The sequence below is a fragment of the Enterococcus sp. LJL99 genome, assembly GCF_054871725.1.
The window spans coordinates 76,301-98,602 of record NZ_JBTXLT010000010.1; the positions used below are offsets into that span (position 1 = coordinate 76,301).

Sequence of the window (22,302 nt, forward strand, 5' to 3'; positions counted from 1 at the left end):
CCTTTTTATATTATAGTCTTTTCTTACATTCTATCGTGTGATGTTCTTGAAATAACATCAGCTTGTTGTTCTGGAGATAAATCACGGAATTTAACTGCATAGCCAGAAACACGAATGGTTAAGTTAGGATATTTTTCTGGATGCGCTTGTGCATCTAGTAATAATTCATTTGTAAAGACGTTTACGTTTAAGTGGTAACCACCTTTGTCGAAGTAACCATCCATAACGTTACGTAAATTATCAATTCTAGCAACATCATCTTTACCTAATCCATTAGGGTTGATTGTTTGTGTATTAGAGATTCCATCTAAAGCACAAGTATATTCTAATCTAGCTGTTGAGTTTAATGAAGCTAATAAGCCATTTTTCTCACCTAAGAATTTACCATCTTGGTAACTTGGGTTAGCACCTGGAGCCAATGGTTTACCTGCTCTACGTCCATCTGGTGTATTACCGGTTGCTTTTCCGTAAACTACGTTAGAAGTAATTGTTAATAATGAAGTTGTTGGACGAGCATTACGGTACGTATGTTGACGTTTGATTTGAGTCATGAAGTACTCTAAAATCCAGTTAGCCATTGCATCTGCTTCTTCGTTATCGTTTCCGTATGTTGGGAACTCGTTTGCAGGTACATAGTCGATTGCTAAACCATCTTCGTCACGGATTACTTTAACATTACCATGTTTGATAGCCATTACTGAGTCAGCTGCATGTGAAATACCAGCAATACCAGTTGCAAATGTACGTTGCAAGTTACTTTCCATAAAAGCAAGTTGAGCTGCTTCATAAGAGTATTTATCGTGCATGTAGTGGATTACATTTAATGTATTTACATACAATTCTGCTAACCAATCCATGATATCTTTGTAGCGATCAATAAATTCGTTAAAGTCTAATGTATCACCTGTCATTGGACGGAATTTAGGAGCTACTTGCATTTTTGTTTTTTCGTCGACCCCACCATTGATAGCGTAAAGAACAGCTTTTGCTAAGTTCGCACGAGCGCCGAAGAATTGCATGTCTTTACCCATAACTGTTGCAGATACACAACAAGCAATCGCACAATCATCAGAACCCCAGTTAGCACGTAATAAGTCGTCGTTTTCAAATTGAATAGATGAACTTTGTTTTGCAATTTTAGAAGCAAACGTTCTGAATCCTTTTGGCAAACGAGAAGAATACAATACTGTCAAGTTTGGTTCTGGTGAAGGACCCATGTTTGTTAATGTGTGTAAGATACGGAAATCATTTTTAGTAACTAATGAACGTCCATCTAAGCCCATACCAGCAATTGATAATGTAGCCCAAATTGGGTAACCAGAGAATAATTGGTTGTATTCTGGTGTACGAGCAAATTTAACCATACGTAATTTCATAATCAAGTGGTCAATCATTTCTTGTGCATCAAATTCAGTAATCAAACCTGCTTCTAAATCACGTTGGATGTAGATATCTAAGAAAGCAGAAATACGTCCGATAGACATTGCTGCACCATTTTGAGATTTGATTGCACCTAAGTAACCAAAGTATAACCATTGAATTGCTTCTTGTGCGTTTGAAGCTGGTTGAGAAATATCAAAGCCATAAGTTGAAGCCATTTCTTTCAAATCGCCCATTGCTCTGATTTGTTCAGAAATTTCTTCTCTTAAACGAATAACATCGTCTGTCATTACTTTATTACCAGTATTGCTTAAATCTTTTTTCTTTTCATTGATTAAGAAATCAATTCCGTATAAAGCGATACGACGGTAATCACCAATAATACGTCCACGTCCGTACGCATCAGGTAAACCAGTAATAATTTTGTTTTTACGAGCAGATCTCATTTCTGGAGTATAAGCGTCAAATACACCTTGGTTATGTGTTTTTCTCCATTCAGTGAAAATTTTTGTCATTTCACTATCTACTTCGTAACCGTTTGATTGTAAAGCGTTGTTTGCCATGTTGATTCCACCAAAAGGCATAAATGCTTGTTTCAATGGTACGTCAGTTTGTAGACCAACGATTTTTTCTTCTTCTTTGATTAAGTATCCAGGTTCGTGAGACGTTACTGTTGCAGGGATATTGTTATCCATGTCATATACGCCATTTTTTTCATGTTGGATTTCAAATAATTCTTGTAATTTCGTCCATAGTTTATCAGTACTTGGTGCAATAGGTTCTAGGAAAGAGTCATCACCAGTGTATTCAGTATAGTTGTTTTGAATGAAGTTTCTTGTATCAACTGATGTTTCCCATTTTCCGCTTTTAAAGCCTGTCCATTGTTCCATTGATTGTGGGCCTCCTCATAATTGCTGTTTTTTAGTGTAACAGCTTTATGTGATTAGTATAACACATGTTTATCCGAATGCAAGCACTTCCTTAGTATAATTTGAACGAATCACCTGTTTTTTTTATCAAATCTTAATAAAACACTGTTAAACTAGCGTTTTAAGTTTGTGATTATATTAACGAGTTTTCTTTTTCTTACTATTTTTAAGCAAATGACTGTATTAAAAAAAGATTAAACTGTACTATTACAGTTTAATCTTAGCTCGAATTCTATATAACAGATGTAAGCGTTATTCCGAATTCTCTTGAGTAACCATTGCTGAAATAAGCTTATGGACAGCTAGGATTCCGCCCTCTTGTTTTTCATCAATCATGAAAGAACCGTTCGAAGTTCGTTCGTTGATTGGGTAGCTTTGTGAATCAATAACAATGTTTTCCCCTTTTTGGGTTGTCACTAACAATTCAGTTTCATTACTTTCTGACATAAATTGGATACGATGAGGATTTTTCTTCAATTCTTTTAACACCATCAGTCCACGTTTTGCTCGACCTAGTTGAGGTAATTCTTGGGCAAGCATTCGTTTGATACTTCCCCTTTGTGTTAGTAATACAATTGGAGTATCTCCTTCTTGATAAACTAATAAACCATTGACAACATAATCTTGCTCTTTTAAGTTCATCGCTTTGACACCAGCTGCTTTGGCTCCGACAACAGGAACTTCGGCTAAGGAATAACGTAGCCCGAATCCTCGATGGCTGACTAAGAATACGTCCAACGATTCTTGTTCATCAGTTAGGTAAACATTCACAATCTCATCTGTTTCTGATTTTAATTTCATACAATTTGTAGGGCGGCTCTTATATGTGCGCCATGGCTCAAAATCAGTCATTTTAGTTTGCTTTATCATACCGTCTTTTGTCATAAAGACAAATGTTTTGGCAGGACTTAGCTCTTTATAAGGATAAACAGCGATGATTGATTCATCGATGGACAGATTTAAAATCGTTTGAGAAATATGTTCGCCCATATCTTTCCATTTTAAATCTGGAAGTTCATGAATTGGTCGATAAATCACATTCGCTTTATTTGTGATTAATAAAATATGGTCTAATGTGTTGTATTCACCAGAATATAGTAAGAAATCACCATCTTTCATTCCGATTTCTTCAGGTTTTGATGCATTATAAGAGCGAATGCTACTCCTTTTGATATATCCTTCATGCGTCACAGTGACAACAACGTCTTCTTGCATAACTAAAACTTCTGTTTCGATTTTTATCTCTTGAATCTCATCTTCGATTTTAGTTAAGCGATTATTGCCATATTGTTTTTTTACTTCTCGCAATTCTTTTTTCATTACGTTGAGCAATTCTTTTTCATTGTTTAAGATAGTCATCAAGGCTTCAATTTGTTCTTTCAGCTCTTGGGCTTCTTTTTCTAATTGTGTAATATCTGTGTTCGTTAAACGATAAAGTTGTAAATTGACAATTGCTTCGGCCTGTTCTTCCGTAAAAGCATAGCTGTTTATTAAATTGGTTTTGGCATCTTTTTTATCCTTACTGCCACGAATTGTTGCAATCACTTGATCTAAAATAGAAAGAGCTTTAATCAAACCATCTACGATATGTTGACGTTTGCGTGCTTTATTCAGTTCAAACTGACTACGATTCGTAATCACTTGTTTTCTATGAACAATATAGCTATCTAAAATTCGTTTTAGACCAACTTGTTGAGGTGTTTGGTTATCGATAGCGACCATATTAAAGTTATAGTTGATTTGCAACTCAGTATTTTTAAATAAATAGTTTAAAATACCTTCTGCATTCGCTTCTTTTTTTAATTCAACTGCGATTTGTAATCCTGTTCGGTCACTTTCATCACGAACTTCAGCAATTCCGTCGATTTTTTTATTCAAGCGAATTTCATCCATTTTTTTAACTAACGTAGCTTTATTCACTTCATAAGGAATTTCAGTGATAATAATTTGCTGTTTACCACCTTTTAATGGTTCAATTTTCGTTTTTGATCGTAGAATAACTTTTCCTCGACCGGTTTCATAGGCTTTTTTGATTTCCTCTTTTCCTTGCAGAATCGCCCCGGTTGGGAAATCTGGTCCTGGAATATATTCCATTAATTTGTCTAAGCTAGCATTAGGATGATCAATCAAGTAGATTGTTCCATCAATAATTTCAGTCAAATTATGGGTTGGGATTTCCGTAGCATAACCAGCTGAAATTCCTGTAGAACCATTGACTAATAAGTTAGGGTATTTTGCTGGTAAAACTGTTGGTTCTTTTTCTGTGTCATCAAAGTTCCAGACGAAATCAACCGTATCTTTTTCAATATCCTTAAGTAACTCACCACTTAATTCAGATAGACGGGCTTCCGTATAACGCATCGCAGCTGGAGGATCGCCATCCATACTCCCGTTGTTCCCATGCATTTCAATTAAGACTTCACGTAATTTCCAATCTTGACTCAAACGAACCATTGCTTCGTAAATACTGCTATCACCATGGGGATGATAATTCCCCATGATATTACCGACCGATTTCGCAGATTTACGGAATCCTTTATCAAAAGTATTGCCATCTTTATTCATAGAGAATAATATTCGCCGTTGTACTGGTTTCAATCCATCTCTTATATCAGGTAAGGCACGTTCTTGAATGATATATTTGGAATATCTTCCAAAACGATCGCCCATAACATCTTCAAGCGTTAATTCTTGAATTTCTTGGCGTTTTTCCAAATCTGTCACTCCTTAATCCAAATCAAATAAGCTTATTTCTTCTGTTTCATAATTCTTTGTGTCTATTTTTACTTGCTGTTCTTCATCAAGGATTTCATTTGAAACAGAAGGCGCTATTTCAACCTCTCCGTCTTTTCGATCCAAGATACTGCCATCTTCTTCCATGGTGAATTGAACATGCTTTTCAATCCATTTTCTTCTAGGCTCAACTTTATCACCCATTAATGTTGTTACACGTCGCTCTGCTTGGGCCGCATCATCAATTCGAACACGAATTAACGTACGTGTTTCAGGGTCCATTGTTGTTTCCCATAATTGATCCGCGTTCATTTCACCTAATCCTTTATAGCGTTGTAAAAGATAGCCTTTTCCAACTTTTGCTGTTACTTCAGCTAATTCATCATCTGTCCAAGCATATTCAATAACTGCTTTTTTACCTGTCCCCTTCGATACTTTATAAAGCGGAGGTAAAGCAATATAGACTTTTCCAGCTTCAATTAAAGGTTTCATATAACGATAAAAGAAGGTCAGTAACAAGACTTGAATATGCGCACCATCTGTATCAGCATCGGTCATGATAATAACTTTATCATAATTACAATCTTCTACAGAAAATTCCGGACCGACACCAGCACCAATCGTATAAATCATGGTGTTGATTTCTTCATTTTTCAAAATATCTTGCATTTTTGCTTTTTCAGTATTTAAAACTTTTCCACGTAATGGTAAAATTGCTTGGAATTTTCGATCTCTTCCTTGTTTAGCAGAACCACCAGCGGAATCTCCTTCGACTAAATAAATTTCATTTTTCTTAGGGTTTCTTGATTGGGCAGGGGTTAATTTTCCTGATAATAGAGACTCACCCTTTTTCCGTTTTTTCCCATTACGACTTTCTTCACGCGCTTTTCTTGCTGCTTCCCGTGCTTCCCGTGCTTTAATTGCTTTACGAATCAATTGTTGACTCATTTCACTATTTTCTTGCAAATAAAAACCCATTTGTTCGCCAATCACATTATCAACGGCGTTTCTAGCCAATGGAGTTCCTAATTTTTCTTTTGTCTGTCCTTCAAATTGTAATAGATTTTCAGGTACACGAATGGATAGAACAGCCGCTAAACCTTCACGGAAATCACTACCTTCGAGATTCTTATCTTTCTCTTTTAAAAGACCGACTTTTCGCGCATATTCGTTATACGCTTTAGTCATCGAAGATTTCATCCCAACTTCATGTGTCCCGCCATCTTTAGTACGAACGTTATTTACAAAAGATAAGACGTTCTCTGAGTACCCATCATTATATTGATAAGCTAACTCAACTTCAATATTTTCTTTCTCACCTGAAAAATAAACAACTGGTGTTAGCGTATCTTTTTCTTCATTTAAATAAGCAACAAATTCCTTGATTCCTTCTTCATAATGGAAAACTTCCTCTTTAGGCTCTTCACCACGTTGATCTGTTAAAGTAATTTTAACGCCTTTTAATAAGAAGGCTGATTCTCTTAATCGTTCAGCAAGAATCTCATAAGAAAAATTCACAGTAGAAAAAATACTATCATCTGGTAAGAATGTTACCGTCGTTCCATTTTTCTTCGTCGTTTTGCCCACTTTTTTTAGTGTACCGATTGGTTTGCCACCATCTTCAAAACGTTCCATAAACTCAACGCCGTCTCGTACAATGCGCACTTCTAACCATTTTGACAAAGCATTTACAACACTGGCACCCACACCATGTAATCCACCTGATGTTTTATAGCCGCCTTGTCCAAATTTCCCGCCAGCATGGAGTACGGTAAAGATAACTTCGACCGTGGGAATCCCAGAAGCATGCATCCCGACAGGCATTCCGCGCCCTGAATCTGAAATCATAATACTATTGTCTTTTTGAATCGTAACGTTAATTGAATCACCATAGCCAGATAAGGCTTCATCTACAGCATTATCGACAATTTCATAAACCAAATGATGTAATCCGCGACTATCAGTAGACCCTATATACATACCGGGTCTTTTTCTAACTGCCTCTAATCCTTCTAGGACTTGAATGGAGGCATCATTATATTCATTATTTTTTTTCGCCAAAGAAAAAACTCCTTATATAATATACTTCGTTGTACGGCTTTCGCCACATCATTACAATCATACTCTAAAAGTGTTCAAAAAAAAAGAGCTTTCCTTACTGGTCGCCCTTTTCTTATTAAATTGTTCGCTTTTCGAACTTCTAAATAAGCAAGCAATAGTCAATTTAGATTGTATTATTTTTCCATTGCATCTAGTTCGATTTTAATGCAACGATTCATTATAATATCATTTCTACCTGATTTTTTCAATAGTTCAGCTGCTTCGTCACTTTCCAAACCTAATTGAGCCCAAAAAACTTTTGCATCTGTTTCTAAAAAATCTTTTGCAACATCAGGTAAAAATTCACTTCTTCTAAAAATATCTACAATATCGATTGGATCTGGAATATCTTGCAATCGTTCATAAACAGGTTCACCTAAAATTTCTTGTCCTGCTAAAACTGGATTCACAGGAATAATTTGGTAGCCATATTCTTGTAGTAATTTAGCGATTTGAAAACTAGTACGTTCTTCTTTTGCACTTAAACCAACGACTGCAATCCGTTTTGCTTCTTTTAAATAAGTAAAAATTTGCTCTTGTGTGGGATTTTGAAAAGTCATCGTTATCATTCCTTGTCGTTTTTTATATTCTTATTATACATTAAAAGATAAAGATTGTTAGCTCTTTCTATTCGTGATAAAATAAGTCCTAGTTTGAGAAATAGAAAGAGGTCTAACAATGGAAATTATCTTACTACTAGTTTTAGCTTACCTATTAGGGTCAATTCCTTCAGGTGTTTGGGTAGGTAAACTATTTTTTAAAAAAGACATTCGTCAATTCGGCAGTGGCAATACTGGAACAACCAATACATTTCGCGTCCTTGGGAAAAAAGCAGGTACTTTAGTTTTATTTATGGATATTTTAAAAGGAACATTGGCGACATGCTTGCCGATGATTTTTCATTTGCCAATTAATCCTTTATTTTTTGGGGTTGCAGCAGTTCTTGGGCATACATTTCCGATATTCGCTCATTTTAAAGGTGGCAAAGCAGTTGCTACCAGTGCAGGTATGTTATTAGCATATAACCCGGCATTTTTCCTTTATTCAGCCCTTATTTTTGTTATTTTACTTTATATTACCAGTATGGTTAGTTTAACTAGTATGATTGGTGCCGTTTTAATCACTTTATCAACGATTATTTTGCCATATTCAATTCCAGCAATTTTACCAAAATTTGATCCATTTTTAACGTTGATTGCTTTGGCATTGACTATCTTTATTTTTATCCGTCATAAGGAAAACATCGCTCGTATTAAAGCTGGTACTGAGAATCGTGTTCCTTTTGGGCTAGGTGCCAGAAAATAATTAGAATTAAAAATGAAACTATTCTTTAACAACACTAGTTTTTAAGTTGTTGAAGGATAGTTTTTTTAGTTCTAACTGGTTGGTAAGATAAACAAATCTGCTTCTTCCAATTGCTTCCCTATAGAAAATAATAAGGCTTCATTACTTTTAGAAGCCATAAATTGAACACCTAACGGTAATTTTTCGTCATTTGTTAGATGGGTTGGCAAACTAATCGCAGGTTGTCCAGTTAAATTCGCTAATTGAGTATAGGGTGAAATAGCCAAACTTTTCTCAAACATTTCATAAATTAGTGTCTTTAGTTCATCCTCAGATAAATTTTCAGCTTCTAGTAATTTTGCTCGAATTGTCTCACTCTGCAATTCTTGATTAACTTTAGGGGCTGGATAAGCCGTTGTCGGACTTAGCAATAAGTCATAGGATAAAAAGAGTTCTTCCATTTGAACAGCAGCCTGATCCCAAAGGTTTAGTGCATGTATATATTTTTTAGCTGGAATTGTTTGACCATATTGGTAGATTCCCCATGTCATTAATTCCATATCTTCAATTGTCATAAGTCGATTGAATTCTTTTTCTAATCCAGTAAACATGGCTGAAGTTTCAGCGCCATTCATCAAATAATAGCTTTCAATTAGAGATATGCCGGAAATTGGCAATGTAATCTCTGTTAGTTCATGTCCCAAGTGTTCTAATGATTTAATCATCTTTTTTACTGCACGAATAGCTTCTTCAGAAACAGGCGTTCCTACTGGAGAATCAGTAAACCAAGCGATTTTTAATTTTTTCTGTTGTGCGGTTTCACTTAACGTATTTTGTGGTGGATGGTAAGGCGAGGCTTTTTGATTTCCTTTTAGCGCATAAAATAAAGCTTCGGTATCTCTCATCGATACAGTCATAGCAAAATCAATCGAAGCGCCTTGCCAACCACGCAGACTTCCTGGACCATTCGGCATTGCTCCTCTTGTGGGTTTTAAGCCAATCAATCCGTTAAAAGAAGCTGGAATTCGAATCGAACCACCCCCATCGCTAGCGCCAGCCATTGGGAAAATTCCGCTAGCAACAACTGCAGCAGCTCCACCACTTGATCCGCCAGCGGAATGCACAAGATTCCACGGATTTCGTGTAGGACCATAAAGAATTGGGTCAGTGATGTTTTTAAAACCAAATTCTGGTGTATTTGTCTGTCCAGCTGCGATAAAGCCATTTATCTCTAACTTTTTCACGAAGTTTGCCGTTTCGACTGCTCTGATTTCATTTAAAAGTTTAGCACCTGCAGTCGCTTTCCACCCTCTTTTGTTTTGTCCTAATATTTTTAAAGGAATCGGCACACCCGAAAACGGTAAAGTTGGGTTAATCTTAAAATTTTGAACAGATAACAGTAGTTCATCAGCAGACCATTCGACTAGCCCATTAATTTGTGGATTTATTTTTTTTACTTTTACATCTATCTCTTGTATTAATTCAGGTAAGCTAATCTCTTGTTTTTTTAGTTTTTTGCTCCACGCTAAAGCATCTTCCATCACCTATGTTCCTCCGAATTTTTTTTGATAAAAAGACCTGAGATCAAACCAAACTTCGTTTTGTCTCAGGTTACTTTTTTATTTCGCTGTAATCATGTAGTTTGTTTTGAATATCTTGGATTGAGCTAATTGATTGATACCGATTTTTTTAGTAATATCTCCAGTACTATCAATATTATCAGCGATTCCACACCAAGGTTCGATACAAACAAATGGAGCATTTTTAGGACTTGGAGACCAAATTCCCACATATGGCATATCATTGTAGCTTAATTGAAGTTCGTGTTCACTATGATCTGAAGCAATTGTAAAAGCATTACTTCCTCTAGTTTCAAAAATCAACGCATCTTTTTTAAATAATTCATGTGTTAAATTAATTCCAATATTTGTTTGAGCTAATGTTTTATGCTCCATATCCGTATAAGAACCAACTAATGGAATCTGTGTTCTCGATTTTTGTGGCGAAAATCTTAAATAATAGTCTTCAAATGTTAGTTTTTCATCTAATGGCACATTAAAGGCTGGATGCCCGCCAATTGAAAAGTACATTGCGTCATTACCAGTATTTTCTACTTGATAATCGACTGTTAAAGAATTTTCTACTAGTTCATAAGAAATAATCAATTCAAAATCAAAGGGATAATTTTTCTTCGTTTCTTTATTGCTTTTTAAAGAGAATGAGACTAATGCATCTCCATGCTCAATAACGGTAAATAGTGAATCTCTAGCAAATCCATGTTGAGACATTGGATAAGTTTTACCTTGATAGGTATATTGGTCATCTTTCAACCGTCCAACAATTGGAAATAAAACGGGTGCATGTCTTCCCCAAAAAGCAGAATCTCCCTGCCAGATATATTCAATTCCTGTCGCTTTTGATTGTAAGCTAATTAATTCAGCACCATCTTCAGCAAATTCAGCTGTTAGGAACTCATTTTCTATTTTTACTGTCATTTGTGCCCCTCCGTTACTTATCCTTTTCCAATTCTTTAATAAATTGTTTATTTAATACCTTTAAGTATGTTCCTTTCATTCCTAAAGAACGTGATTCGATAATACCTGCTGATTCTAATTTTCTCAAAGCATTGACGATTACAGAACGGGTGATGCCAATTTCATCAGCGATACTTGAAGCAGTCAGACGTCCCTCTTCTCCATCTAAAGCTTCGAAAATTGCTTGAACCGCCTTTAGTTCGCTATAAGAAAGTGTATTGATTGCCATTTGTACAGCGGTTGCGCTTCGAACTTCTGCTTCAATTGTTCTGGATTGTTGATATAAAATCTGCATGCCAACTACCGTTGCGCTATATTCTGCTAATACAAGATCATCCTCATCAAATGATGTTTCAACGCGAGCTAATAGAATCGTTCCTAATCGTTTTCCAGCTCCATAAATTGGAACAATTGTTGTTAATGCTAACGGATATTCTTTTCTAGTTTCAACTGGAAATGCTGTTAAATCACTATCAATCGTAATATTGGCTTCTGTTTTAGTCAAGTCATCCACCGCATCTGTATAATTTTGAGGGAATTTCTTTTCTTCAAACATATTTTTCACACGAGCATTATTGACATCTAACTTTTCAAAAAAACCTAACAAATCACCTGTGCTACTAATAATATACGCATTACTATCCAAAATATCTCCCAGAATCAACGCTATTTTATCGTAAGGGAGATCCGCTTTTTGGTCAAATGAGTTTTGTTGCTGTAACTGTTTATTGACTTGACGCGTTTTCTCTAATAATGTGCTCATTTTTGCTCCTCCTAATTATTACAAAATATAACGGCTTAAATCTTCATTTTGTACAATACTATTTAATTTTTCATCTACATAAGCTTCTGTAATAGTAATTTCCCCCATTTGCATATCAGGTGCTTCAAATAACAGATCTTCTAGTAAACGTTCTAAAATTGTGTGTAGACGACGAGCGCCAATATTATCAGTACTTCTATTTACATCAAAAGCGATATTGGCAATCCGCTCAATGGCTTCTTTAGTAAACGTTACAGTTACATTTTCAGTTCCAATCAAAGCAATGTACTGTTTAATCAAGGCATTATTTGGTTCAGTCAAGATACGGACAAAATCTTCAGCGGTCAAGTCATCTAACTCAACACGAATTGGAAAACGTCCTTGTAATTCTGGAATCAAATCACTTGGTTTAGATAAATGGAATGCTCCTGAAGCGATAAATAAAATGTGATCTGTTTGTACAATACCATATTTTGTATTTACTTGAGAGCCTTCAACGATTGGTAAAATATCACGTTGAACGCCTTCTCTTGAAACTTCACCAGAACTTTGTTGTCCTTTAGAAGTGATTTTATCAAACTCATCAATAAAAATAATTCCACTAGATTGTGTTAAACGAATTGCTTCACTATTAATGTCCGCATCATTAACGATTTTTGCAGATTCTTCTTTAATTAATAACTCTTGTGCTTCTTTAACGGTTACCGTACGTTCTACTTTTCTTTTTGGCGATAAAGCACCTAATGTTTCGTTCAAATCAATTCCCATTTGCTCTAAACCATTATTCATTGCAGGCATACTTTTCTTAGGTTCATCGATTTCAATAGTGACTTCACGATTATCAAGTAAGCCTTTTTCTAATTGATCTAAAATCGTCTTACGATTCACTTTGATTTCTTCTGTTACTTCTTCTTGAGGTTCTTGTGCTTGTTGCGGGGCATTGAACATTTGCATCATTTGTTCGAATTGATTTCCGCCAGTTTGTTTTTGTTCTTTTTTAATCCCAGGAACTAAGGCTTTTACTAAACGCTGATTCGCTTTTTTTAGCGCACGTGAGTAAACACGGCTGTATTGTTGTTTTTCAACGATTTGAATCGCATTTTCAACCAAATCTCGAACCATTGATTCTACGTCACGGCCAACATAACCAACTTCAGTAAATTTTGTTGCTTCGACCTTTATAAAAGGAGCTTGCACGATTTTTGCCAAACGACGTGCAATTTCAGTTTTACCAACACCTGTTGGCCCAATCATCAACATATTTTTGGGTGTCACATCTTGTTGCATTTTTTCTTCTAATTGTAGGCGACGATACCGATTTCTTAGTGCTACAGCTACCGATTTTTTTGCCGTTTCTTGTCCAATAATGTATTCGTCCAATTCTTGAACGAGTTCTCTAGGGGTTTTATTTAGTTCACTCATTATTTATTCCTCCACTATATTTCTTCTACAATAATATTATGATTAGTGAATACACAGATATCTGCAGCGATATTCAAGGCATTTTTCGCGATTTCTTTGGCAGACATTTCTTTTTCACCATATTGTTTCATGGCTCTAGCAGCAGATAAAGCAAAGTTACCACCTGATCCAATAGCTAAGATTCCATCATCGGGGGTAATAACCTCACCTGTTCCTGATACTAAAAGCATTTCTTTTTTATTCATAACAATCAGCATCGCCTCTAATTTTTGCATAGATTGCTGTGTGCGCCATTCTTGCGCTAATTCAACGGCTGCTCTTGTTAAATTACCATTGTATTCGTTCAATTTCCCTTCAAATTTCTCTTCAAGTGTAAATGCGTCAGCAACACTTCCTGCAAAACCAACGACGACTTCATCGTTATAAATACGACGTACTTTTTTAGCTGAGCCTTTCATAACAACTGACTCACCCATCGTTACTTGACCGTCTCCAGCCATTGCAAATTTTCCATCTTTTTCAACAGCACAAATTGTTGTTGAATGAAATTGTGATTCTACCATTTATTTATCCTCCTAATATATTCTAGATTATGCACGCGGATGAAAATTCCGATAATTTTTTTGTAGACTTTCTTTAGTGACATGAGCATAGATTTGCGTGGTTGATAAATCTGAATGTCCGAGTAATTCTTGAACTGTTCGCATATCCGCACCATGATTTAAAAGATGTGTTGCAAAAGTATGCCTTAACATATGTGGATGAATATCACTATCTAATGTACTTTTTTTAATTAGTTGATTCAATACGTATTCAATTCCTGTAGAGGTAATTTGTTCGCCGTGGTGATTAACAAATACATAAGTATGATCCTTATGGAATTTATTCATTAACTCTTTGCGACCATTCGCTAAGTAATGCTCTAATGCGTCAGCAGCAAACGAACCAAAAGGAACATAACGATCTTTATTTCCTTTTCCATGAATTAATAAAACTCCTGAAGAAAAATCAATGGCTGAAAGTGTTAGATTCGCGCATTCGCTGACACGAATTCCTGTACCATAAAGAATTTCTAATAACGCTTGATTTCTTTGATCTAAAGGTGTTGTTCCAGTCACACTATCAAAAAGAGCTTCCATTTCTTTTTCATAGAAAAATCGAGGTAGCTTGAGTTGTTTTTTCTTTAAATGGACATAGGAAAAAGGATTTTCCGTTATTACTTCATTCTTTAAAAGAAATTGATAAAATGAACGTAAACTAGCAATTTTTCGACTAATTGAATTTCGGCTATACTCTTCATCATACAAATAACCCAAATAAGTTCGTACATCCAAGTAATCAATAGTTAAATAATTTTCATCTCCAGAACTACGTAAAAAGTTTAAAAAGCTCATCAAATCTTCTTCATAAGCTTTTTTTGTTTTTTCAGAATATCTTCTCTCAACTAGCAAATAATTAAAAAAAAGAGTTGTCCATTTTGCTTCCAACCTGAAACCCCCTTCAATAAATACAACGTAACTTTAGCATAACAATTGTTAAAAAACAAATGAATTGTCAGAATTTAATCAATATTTTCAAATTTAGTAACAATTTGTTCATATTAAAAAAAAGTTTCATGTAAAAATAAAAAAGGATAAGAAGAATTTGATCATCTTCTTGTCCTTAAATTGATTTTAGCTTTAAGATTTGCTTACTTAAGCATTAAAAGAGGTTGGGACAAAAGTGGTTAGCTCTGAGAAATAAGAAGGAATTTCCGAAAATTGCTCTTCAAATTTTTGGTAAATTTCGGCTTATTTCCGAAAGAGCTACTTTTGCACCACCGTTTGTTCGGTTTCAAAAGATAAAACAAAAGTGGTTTTTACTTTTGTCTCAACCACGTTGTAAACCTCACTTAGTTAGCACAATTTTTAGTTTAAAATCATATTCTTATGAATCAATTGATTTATTTTTTTTAGCAAGAACAACAGCTGATAACCAACTAATCATTGTTAGGAGAGTTAAAGTAAATAGTAATAACCAACCAGATTGATAAGAACCTGTTCTATCATATATTTTTGCAATCATTAATGAGCCAAAGGTCAACCCAATCTGCATCACGCTATTAATGATTCCAAATACTTGTGCATAATTTTTTGATCCATATATTTCTGAAGTAATTAATGGGGGCGAAACAGTTCCTATTGGTGTTCCTAAGCCAAAAAAGATAGCCATCAAGTAAATAAAGTTGATGTTTTCACCATTCAAAAGTAATAAAAATGATAAAGCAAAAAAAGTACAGCCAAAAATGGTACTACTGATAATACCGAACCGATCATTTAGCCAACCTAAAATTAGTTTTCCAAAAACCCCTACTAAAGAATAAAGTGAAATAATCGTTGATTTTACTACAACTCCATGAAGTTCTTCCAATGCTGGAGGAAACTGACCTAAAGCGCCACTGTTGATTAGACCGTTAGTCAGCATTCCAAATAAGAGAATCCAAAAAAACGGCTGTTTGAACAATTGACGTTTAGTCAAAAGCTGTTCATTTTGATTTTTAGCAACAAAGTCTTTCTTTTTTTCGATTTTTTCATAACCATATGGTAATAATCCTATATCCTCCGGTCCTTTTTTGAAAATAAAAAGCGAAATTGGAATTGTTATTATGGCAACTAACAAAGCCATGATTCGATAGGTCATACGCCAACCAAAAGCTTCCAGCAAATAGGCGATCACAGGACTATAGACAAAGCCTCCGACCCCGATTCCAGTCATTGCTATACTCATCGCTAAGCCCCGTTTTTCATGAAACCAATTTGTAATCATCATACTAATGGGAATTACCGCAGCACATAAGAAACTAGTACCTAAAAACAAAGCGATAATATAAAAATGCCACACTGTTTGAGCTAAAGATAAGGCTGCATACGACATACTAAAAACAATCAGTCCTGTTGTTTGAATCTTTTTCAAATCACCTAGAGCTAATTTTTTAGCAATCAATGGCGACAAAAAAATACCCATTCCTTGAGTAATCGTACTGGTTAAAGTAAACGCACTTCTAGAAATATTCATTTCTTTAGTAATTGGTATTAGATATACATTTGCTAAAGACATGACTAAAGGAACAACCAGGCTTGTTACTAAAACACTACCAAAAACAACTTTCCAACCGTAAAATATTTGTCCTTTATTTTTCATTCATTATACTCCTAAATATCTTTTGAATAATTCCATACACAACTTGCCATTGATTTAGCAGCCACCATTAAACACTCTTCATCGATATCAAATTTAGGGTGATGATGTGGATAAGCTACTTGTCCAGAACCCGTTGCTCCAACATAAAAGAAACAACTAGGTCTCTCTAGACAATAATAAGCAAAATCTTCAGAAGGAGCCTGTGCCTTACATTCTTCAACAGCTGTTAATTCAGGAAAGTCCGCGGATTTCAATGTTGTCGAGACTAAGTCAGTCATTTTTTCATCATTGACTAAAACAGGATAATCATTTTCGTAGTTTAATTCATAAGTCGCACCATAGGCAGAGCAAATACCAGCTAAAATTCTTTTGAATTCGGTCTCAATAATATCTCGTGCTGCTTCGTTCATTACACGTACATCACCCTCGAGGATTACTGAATCTTTTAAGACATTGGCTGATCCTTTTCCGTCAAATGAACCAATTGTGACAGTAGCCATATCAAATGGATCAGTTTTTCGACTAACAATACTTTGAATATTCACAACAAACTGACTAGCAACTAAAATAGAGTCAATTCCAGCATTAGGCATTGATCCATGACTCCCTTTGCCTTGAATTTTCACTTTAAAAGTGGCTCTTCCTGATTGTGTAGGTCCAGCATGATAATGAACCGTTCCAACAGGTAATCCAGACATAACATGGATACCAAGTACGGCGTCCACTCCATCTAGGCAGCCATCTTTTATCATATGAATAGCACCACCAGGCGGTGTTTCTTCTGCTGGTTGATGAAGAATAGTGATTTTTCCAGTAAATTCCTCTTTTAATTCAATCAAAGATTCAGCTAAAATCAACATATAAGCCGTGTGTCCATCATGTCCACAAGCATGCATAACTCCTGGATTTTTAGAAGCAAAAGGCAAACCTGTCTCTTCTTGAATCGGCAAGGCATCAAAATCAGCACGAATAGCAATATTTTTCCCCGGTTTGCCGCTATCAATTACAACTACAACGCCGTTTCCACCAATGTTACTAGATACAATACAGTCTTTATTCTTATAAAAATCCGCAATAAATTTAGCAGTTCTAGTTTCTTGAAATGATAATTCTGGATTTTCATGTAATTGACGTCTAATTTGTATCATTCGCTCTTTTTTTTGATCTAATAAATTGTATAATTTATCTAACCCGCTTGTCATTTTAAAATTCCTCCAACAATGAAATATAGTTTCTTATTATCATACCATAATATGAGTAAATAGTAAGAAAAAGGTGTGAAAACACTTATTTTTATTATAAACTAGAAAAACCGTCAAGAAAATAGGGACTATTTTCTTGACGGTTTTATAAATGTATTTATTGTCTATTTATTTCTCTTTTAGTTTTATCTAGAGCAGTTAGTGCGCGATCTGCTAGAGTCTGATATCGTTCTTTTTTATCTTTGATTCGAGTTGGTAATTCCGGAAAAAGACCAAAGTTTGCATTCATTGGTTGGAAGTGCTTGCCTTCAGCGTGGGTAATATAATAAGCCATACTACCTAACGCTGTTTCTCTTGGGAATGTCATCGGCTGTTCTACTTTAGCGAGACGGGCAGCGTTTATACCAGCTAAAAGACCACTTGCCGCACTTTCTACATACCCTTCAACGCCAGTCATTTGTCCAGCGAAAAATAAGTCATGTCTTTTTTTAGATTGATAGGTTGGTAATAATAACTCTGGTGAATTCATAAAACTATTTCGATGCATCACACCATAACGAACAAAATCAGCGTTTTCTAACCCTGGAATCATTTGAAAGACTCGTTTTTGTTCGCCCCATTTTAAATGAGTTTGAAATCCAACTAAATTGTATAAAGAGGCAGCCGCATTATCTTGTCTCAATTGAATGACTGCGTAAGGTCTTTTCCCCGTTTTGGGATCTTCTAATCCAACTGGTTTTAATGGACCAAATAGCATCGTTTTAATCCCTCTTTTTGCCATTACTTCGATTGGCATACATCCTTCAAAGAATTTTTCTTTTTCAAATGTTTTTAAGGGAACTACTTCGGCATCAATTAGCGCTTCATAAAAAGCTGTAAATTCAGCTTCTGTCATTGGACAATTTAAATAAGCAGCTTCACCTTTATCATAACGAGATTTTAAATAGACTTTATCCATATCAATTGTCGATTTATCAACAATTGGGGCAGCCGCATCATAAAAATAAAACCCTTCTGATCCATTAAATTCTTGAATTTTCGTCGCTAAAGCTTCTGACGTCAATGGACCAGTAGCAATAATAGTGATTCCTTCGGGTAATTCTGTTAACTCTTCATTTTTAATCGTTATCAAAGGGTGATTTTTGATTCGATTGGTTACTTCTAAGGAAAACGTATCTCGATCGACAGCCAGCGCGCCTCCTGCTGGAACCGCAGTTTTATCCGCGCTACTTAAAATAATAGAATCTAAGCGACGCATCTCTTCTTTTAAAACGCCAACCGCATTCGTCAAATTATTACCTCGCAATGAGTTTGAGCAAACCAATTCCGCAAAATTGTCCGTTTGATGAGCGGGAGTTTTTTTAACTCCTCTCATTTCATATAGTGTGACTGGAACTCCAGCTTGGGCAACTTGCCATGCGGCTTCACTTCCAGCAAGTCCAGCGCCAATAATCGTTACAGATTTTGTCATAATAGCCTCATTTCTTTAATGTAATCATGGCAAAGCCGTTGCTGCGGGTTGACCTTGCAGCTAGGTCAATGAATTTAAATCAATTGACTTTCCGACTTTGGCCCATCATTTGTTTAGTTTTAGAAAATCAAACGAGGTTGGGACAAAAGTAATTTTTACTTTGTCTCACCTACATTTCACTTGCTTCATTTATTCCTTGCCACACTTTATAGTCTAAAAAATTATTTTTGAATGTTTTCTTCATAGTCTCCATCTATACAGACTACTTGTTTGCCACCCTTAACTTTTTTCTCTACAAGATATTTGCCACACTTAGGACATTTACGTCCGATTGGTTTATCCCAAGAGGTGAAATCACAATCAGGGTAACGGCTACAACCATAGAACAAGCGATTCTTTTTAGATTTCCGTTCAATGACTTGTCCTTCATTACAAACAGGGCAAGTTACACCAATTTCTTTTACAATCGCTTTGGTATTACGACAATCTGGAAAGTTACTACAAGCATAAAATTTACCATAGCGACCTAATTTAATGACCATTGGATGACCACAAAGATCACAATCGAAACCTGCTGGTTCATCTTTGATTTGAATTTTTTCAATCTTTTCTTCGGCATTTGTCAGTTCTTTTTCAAAAGGTTTGTAGAAGCGATCGACTACTTCAATCCATTTTTCTTGTCCATCCGCGATATGATCAAGATCTTCTTCCATTGAAGCAGTAAAGTGAACATCAACGATTTGTGGGAAAAATTCTACAATCAATGAATTTACAATTTCACCAAGTTCAGTTGGTTCAAAACGTTTATTCGTTAATTTCACATAATAACGTCGTTGGATTGTTTCTAATGTCGGAGCATACGTTGACGGACGGCCTACGCCATTTTCTTCTAAAGATCGAATCAATGTTGCTTCACTAAAACGCGCAGGTGGTTGCGTAAAGTGCTGTTTTGGTTCAATATCAACCGCAGTTATTTTGTCTCCTCGAACTAAATCAGGTAAAATATTCTCTTTGTCTTCTTTACCATCGTCACGACCTTCAACATAAACTTGCATGAATCCTTTAAATTTCACTTTTGAACCATTTGCAATGAAGATAACGCCATTTTGTTCTAAAGTTACTTTCATTGTATCAAGAATTGCTGGAGTCATTTGACTAGCCACCATTCTTGACCAAATCAATGTATATAATTTTAGTTGATCTTTATCTAGATATTGTTTGATTTCTTGTGGTGAGCGTAAAACACTTGATGGACGGATCGCCTCGTGAGCATCTTGAGCACCTTGCGCGTTTTTCACTTTTCTACCACCGTGTGCTGAATATTCTTTACCAAAATGTTTTTCAATGTAATCTGCAGCTTCATTTTTAGCAGAATCAGCTAATCTAGTTGAATCTGTACGCATATAAGTGATTAACCCAACAGTACCTTGTTTTCCTAAAGGAATTCCTTCATAAAGTTGTTGAGCAACCATCATAGTTTTGCGTGTTCTAAAGTTAAGTTTTCTAGCTGCTTCTTGTTGCAGACTACTAGTCGTAAATGGTAATGCAGGATTACGTTTACGTTCCTTTTTCTCGACTTTAGTCACTTCATATTCTTTCCCTTTGATACGATCAGTCACTTCTTTAACAGAAGCTGCGTTGGCTAATTTTTTCTTTTTGCCATCTAATCCCCAAAAGTTGGCTTTAAATTTTTTCTTTTCTTTTTTAAAGTTTCCATCAATGCTCCAATACTCTTCAGGAATAAATTTTCTGATTTCATTTTCTCTATCAATAATGATTTTGAGCGCAATAGACTGAACTCGTCCTGCACTTAAGCCTTTTTTTACTTTGCGCCATAAAATAGGACTCAATGAATAGCCTACTAAACGGTCTAAAATACGACGAGCTTGTTGCGCATCTACTAAATCAACATTGATTGTACGAGGTTCTTTAAAGGCTGCTTTTACAGCTTCTTTCGTAATTTCATTGAAGACTACACGATTTTTATCATTTAAGTCTAGTCCTAATAAGAAAGAAAGATGCCAAGCAATTGCTTCTCCCTCTCTATCCGGATCGGCTGCAAGATAGACTTTTTCGGCTTTTTTGGCAGCGGCTTTTAAACTTTTAATTACATCGCCTTTTCCACGAATCGAAATGTAATGAGGTTCATAGTTATTTTCTATATCAATTCCCATCTTACTCTTGGGTAAGTCTCTAATATGCCCGACACTAGCAACAACTTTATAGTTTCTTCCTAAATACTTTTCAATCGTTTTGGCTTTAGCAGGTGATTCAACTATTACAAGATATTTATATGCCATTTAAAGTGTGGCTCCTTTCGGTTTTTCGAGTTTCTTCTATATATAATACAAAACTCACAAATCGTAGTTCATCATATCTATTCGACAGGAATTTGTCAAGGATTGGTAGAGTTATGTTCGAAAAAATTTAATTTCATCTAAAATATCTTGCGCACAAATTGTACACTTTGCGCCTTGCTGAATCAAGTGGTGACAACCGTTTGAGCGGTTTGCTGGAACATCTCCAGGTACGACAAAAACTTCTCTACCATATTCTAGAGCTGCTTGGGCAGTAATCAACGAACCGCTATTTTCTCTTGCTTCAATCACGCAGGTTCCCAAACTCAAGCCTGCAATAATTCTATTTCTCATTGGGAAATGATGTTTTTTAGGACCTACGTTTTTTGGATATTCACTAATAACCAATTGTTCTTGCATCATTTTTTGTTGTAAACTAGCTGTTTCTTTTGGATAAAAAACATTTAATCCAGTTCCAATAACACCAATTGTTGCTCCATGACATTGGATAGCCACTTGGTGACTGATACTATCAATTCCTTTAGCTAATCCACTAACAATTGCGAAGTCTTCAGCAACTATTTTAGGAACAAGTTGTCGAACCATGGCTACACCAGAGGCTGAAGCTTGTCTGGAACCAACAAAAGATAATAATTTTTTGTTCAATAACTCGATATTTCCTTGATAAAACAAAATGGCAGGACAATTATAAATTTGTTTTAAATAGGTAGGAAAAACAGGATCTAAAATAGTAATAAATTGATGTTCATTTTCATATGATTTTAGCTCTTCTTCTTGATCAGTCCAATAATCCCATGAGGATAGAAAACGCTCATAATAGGTTGTTATATTGGCGATTTGGATAATTTCTTCTTTGGATAATCTTTCTGTATTTGGATATTCAAGCAAAAATTTAAGTACTTTTAAAATACCGATATTCCCAATTCCTTCGCAAACAACAAGTTTAAATAATAAAGATCGATGTTTTGCATTCAAAAAAAAACCTT

Annotated in this window: 16 protein-coding genes; 1 reads left to right on the forward strand and 15 read right to left on the reverse strand. The window is 35.3% G+C overall.

The window, feature by feature from the left end:
* Positions 1 to 23: 23 nt before the first annotated feature.
* The 4 genes from pflB to ACYSNW_RS14170 all read right to left on the reverse strand — a co-directional run bounded on the left by pflB (position 24) and on the right by ACYSNW_RS14170 (position 7,702).
* Entirely contained in the window at positions 24 to 2,270 is a 2,247-nt protein-coding gene (gene pflB / locus ACYSNW_RS14155) for a formate C-acetyltransferase (protein WP_461745537.1), read from the reverse strand.
* 291 nt (positions 2,271 to 2,561) lie between these two features.
* Positions 2,562 to 5,024 carry a DNA topoisomerase IV subunit A gene (gene parC, locus ACYSNW_RS14160; protein WP_461745539.1) on the reverse strand — a complete coding sequence of 821 codons (2,463 nt, stop codon included), beginning with the start codon at positions 5,022 to 5,024 and terminating at the stop codon, positions 2,562 to 2,564.
* 12 nt (positions 5,025 to 5,036) lie between these two features.
* Positions 5,037 to 7,103 (reverse strand): DNA topoisomerase IV subunit B, encoded by a 2,067-nt coding sequence (gene parE / locus ACYSNW_RS14165; RefSeq protein ID WP_461745541.1) that lies wholly within the window; start codon positions 7,101 to 7,103, stop codon positions 5,037 to 5,039.
* 173 nt (positions 7,104 to 7,276) lie between these two features.
* Positions 7,277 to 7,702: a CoA-binding protein gene (locus tag ACYSNW_RS14170; RefSeq protein ID WP_461745543.1), complete on the reverse strand. Its 426-nt coding sequence runs from the start codon at positions 7,700 to 7,702 to the stop codon at positions 7,277 to 7,279.
* Between the two features lie 118 nt (positions 7,703 to 7,820).
* Between ACYSNW_RS14170 and plsY the strand changes: the two genes are divergently transcribed.
* On the forward strand, positions 7,821 to 8,447 hold the full coding sequence (gene plsY, locus ACYSNW_RS14175) for a glycerol-3-phosphate 1-O-acyltransferase PlsY (RefSeq protein ID WP_461745545.1): 627 nt from the start codon (positions 7,821 to 7,823) through the stop codon (positions 8,445 to 8,447).
* A gap of 71 nt (positions 8,448 to 8,518) precedes the next feature.
* Here the strand turns inward: plsY and ACYSNW_RS14180 are convergent, their stop codons facing one another.
* From ACYSNW_RS14180 to dprA, 11 genes are all read right to left on the reverse strand, one after another.
* Positions 8,519 to 9,967 carry an amidase gene (locus tag ACYSNW_RS14180; RefSeq protein WP_461745547.1) on the reverse strand — a complete coding sequence of 483 codons (1,449 nt, stop codon included), beginning with the start codon at positions 9,965 to 9,967 and terminating at the stop codon, positions 8,519 to 8,521.
* 78 nt (positions 9,968 to 10,045) lie between these two features.
* A complete protein-coding gene (locus ACYSNW_RS14185) occupies positions 10,046 to 10,921 on the reverse strand; it encodes an aldose 1-epimerase family protein (protein ID WP_461745548.1) in 876 nt (291 codons plus the stop codon).
* A gap of 13 nt (positions 10,922 to 10,934) precedes the next feature.
* Positions 10,935 to 11,723, reverse strand: coding sequence for a GTP-sensing pleiotropic transcriptional regulator CodY (gene codY / locus ACYSNW_RS14190; protein ID WP_461745549.1), 789 nt, complete (start codon positions 11,721 to 11,723; stop codon positions 10,935 to 10,937).
* 18 nt (positions 11,724 to 11,741) lie between these two features.
* Entirely contained in the window at positions 11,742 to 13,145 is a 1,404-nt protein-coding gene (hslU, locus tag ACYSNW_RS14195; protein ID WP_461745551.1) for an ATP-dependent protease ATPase subunit HslU, read from the reverse strand.
* A gap of 14 nt (positions 13,146 to 13,159) precedes the next feature.
* Entirely contained in the window at positions 13,160 to 13,708 is a 549-nt protein-coding gene (gene hslV, locus ACYSNW_RS14200; RefSeq protein ID WP_461745553.1) for an ATP-dependent protease subunit HslV, read from the reverse strand.
* A 27-nt stretch (positions 13,709 to 13,735) separates the two neighbouring features.
* Positions 13,736 to 14,632 (reverse strand): tyrosine recombinase XerC, encoded by an 897-nt coding sequence (gene xerC, locus ACYSNW_RS14205; RefSeq protein WP_461745555.1) that lies wholly within the window; start codon positions 14,630 to 14,632, stop codon positions 13,736 to 13,738.
* 439 nt (positions 14,633 to 15,071) lie between these two features.
* Entirely contained in the window at positions 15,072 to 16,325 is a 1,254-nt protein-coding gene (locus tag ACYSNW_RS14210) for an MFS transporter (RefSeq protein ID WP_461745557.1), read from the reverse strand.
* Between the two features lie 11 nt (positions 16,326 to 16,336).
* Positions 16,337 to 17,527, reverse strand: a complete 1,191-nt coding sequence (locus tag ACYSNW_RS14215) for a M20 family metallopeptidase (protein WP_461745558.1) — start codon at positions 17,525 to 17,527, stop codon at positions 16,337 to 16,339.
* Positions 17,528 to 17,684: 157 nt separating this feature from the next.
* Positions 17,685 to 18,998 carry an FADH(2)-oxidizing methylenetetrahydrofolate--tRNA-(uracil(54)-C(5))-methyltransferase TrmFO gene (gene trmFO / locus ACYSNW_RS14220; RefSeq protein ID WP_461745560.1) on the reverse strand — a complete coding sequence of 438 codons (1,314 nt, stop codon included), beginning with the start codon at positions 18,996 to 18,998 and terminating at the stop codon, positions 17,685 to 17,687.
* 221 nt (positions 18,999 to 19,219) lie between these two features.
* The gene (gene topA, locus ACYSNW_RS14225) at positions 19,220 to 21,298 is read right to left on the reverse strand and encodes a type I DNA topoisomerase (RefSeq protein ID WP_461745561.1); all 2,079 of its coding nucleotides are present in this window, start codon (positions 21,296 to 21,298) and stop codon (positions 19,220 to 19,222) included.
* A 111-nt stretch (positions 21,299 to 21,409) separates the two neighbouring features.
* On the reverse strand, positions 21,410 to 22,291 hold the full coding sequence (gene dprA, locus ACYSNW_RS14230; RefSeq protein WP_461745630.1) for a DNA-processing protein DprA: 882 nt from the start codon (positions 22,289 to 22,291) through the stop codon (positions 21,410 to 21,412).
* Positions 22,292 to 22,302: the final 11 nt, after the last annotated feature.

Coding starts and splice junctions, on each gene's coding strand:
- pflB (WP_461745537.1), bottom strand. CDS start 2,270: ATGGAACAATGGACAGGCTTTAAAAGCGGAAAATGGGAAACATCAGTT.
- ACYSNW_RS14170 (WP_461745543.1), bottom strand. CDS start 7,702: ATGACTTTTCAAAATCCCACACAAGAGCAAATTTTTACTTATTTAAAA.
- plsY (WP_461745545.1), top strand. CDS start 7,821: ATGGAAATTATCTTACTACTAGTTTTAGCTTACCTATTAGGGTCAATT.
- ACYSNW_RS14180 (WP_461745547.1), bottom strand. CDS start 9,967: ATGGAAGATGCTTTAGCGTGGAGCAAAAAACTAAAAAAACAAGAGATT.
- ACYSNW_RS14185 (WP_461745548.1), bottom strand. CDS start 10,921: ATGACAGTAAAAATAGAAAATGAGTTCCTAACAGCTGAATTTGCTGAA.
- codY (WP_461745549.1), bottom strand. CDS start 11,723: ATGAGCACATTATTAGAGAAAACGCGTCAAGTCAATAAACAGTTACAG.
- hslU (WP_461745551.1), bottom strand. CDS start 13,145: ATGAGTGAACTAAATAAAACCCCTAGAGAACTCGTTCAAGAATTGGAC.
- hslV (WP_461745553.1), bottom strand. CDS start 13,708: ATGGTAGAATCACAATTTCATTCAACAACAATTTGTGCTGTTGAAAAA.
- ACYSNW_RS14210 (WP_461745557.1), bottom strand. CDS start 16,325: ATGAAAAATAAAGGACAAATATTTTACGGTTGGAAAGTTGTTTTTGGT.
- ACYSNW_RS14215 (WP_461745558.1), bottom strand. CDS start 17,527: ATGACAAGCGGGTTAGATAAATTATACAATTTATTAGATCAAAAAAAA.
- trmFO (WP_461745560.1), bottom strand. CDS start 18,998: ATGACAAAATCTGTAACGATTATTGGCGCTGGACTTGCTGGAAGTGAA.
- topA (WP_461745561.1), bottom strand. CDS start 21,298: ATGGCATATAAATATCTTGTAATAGTTGAATCACCTGCTAAAGCCAAA.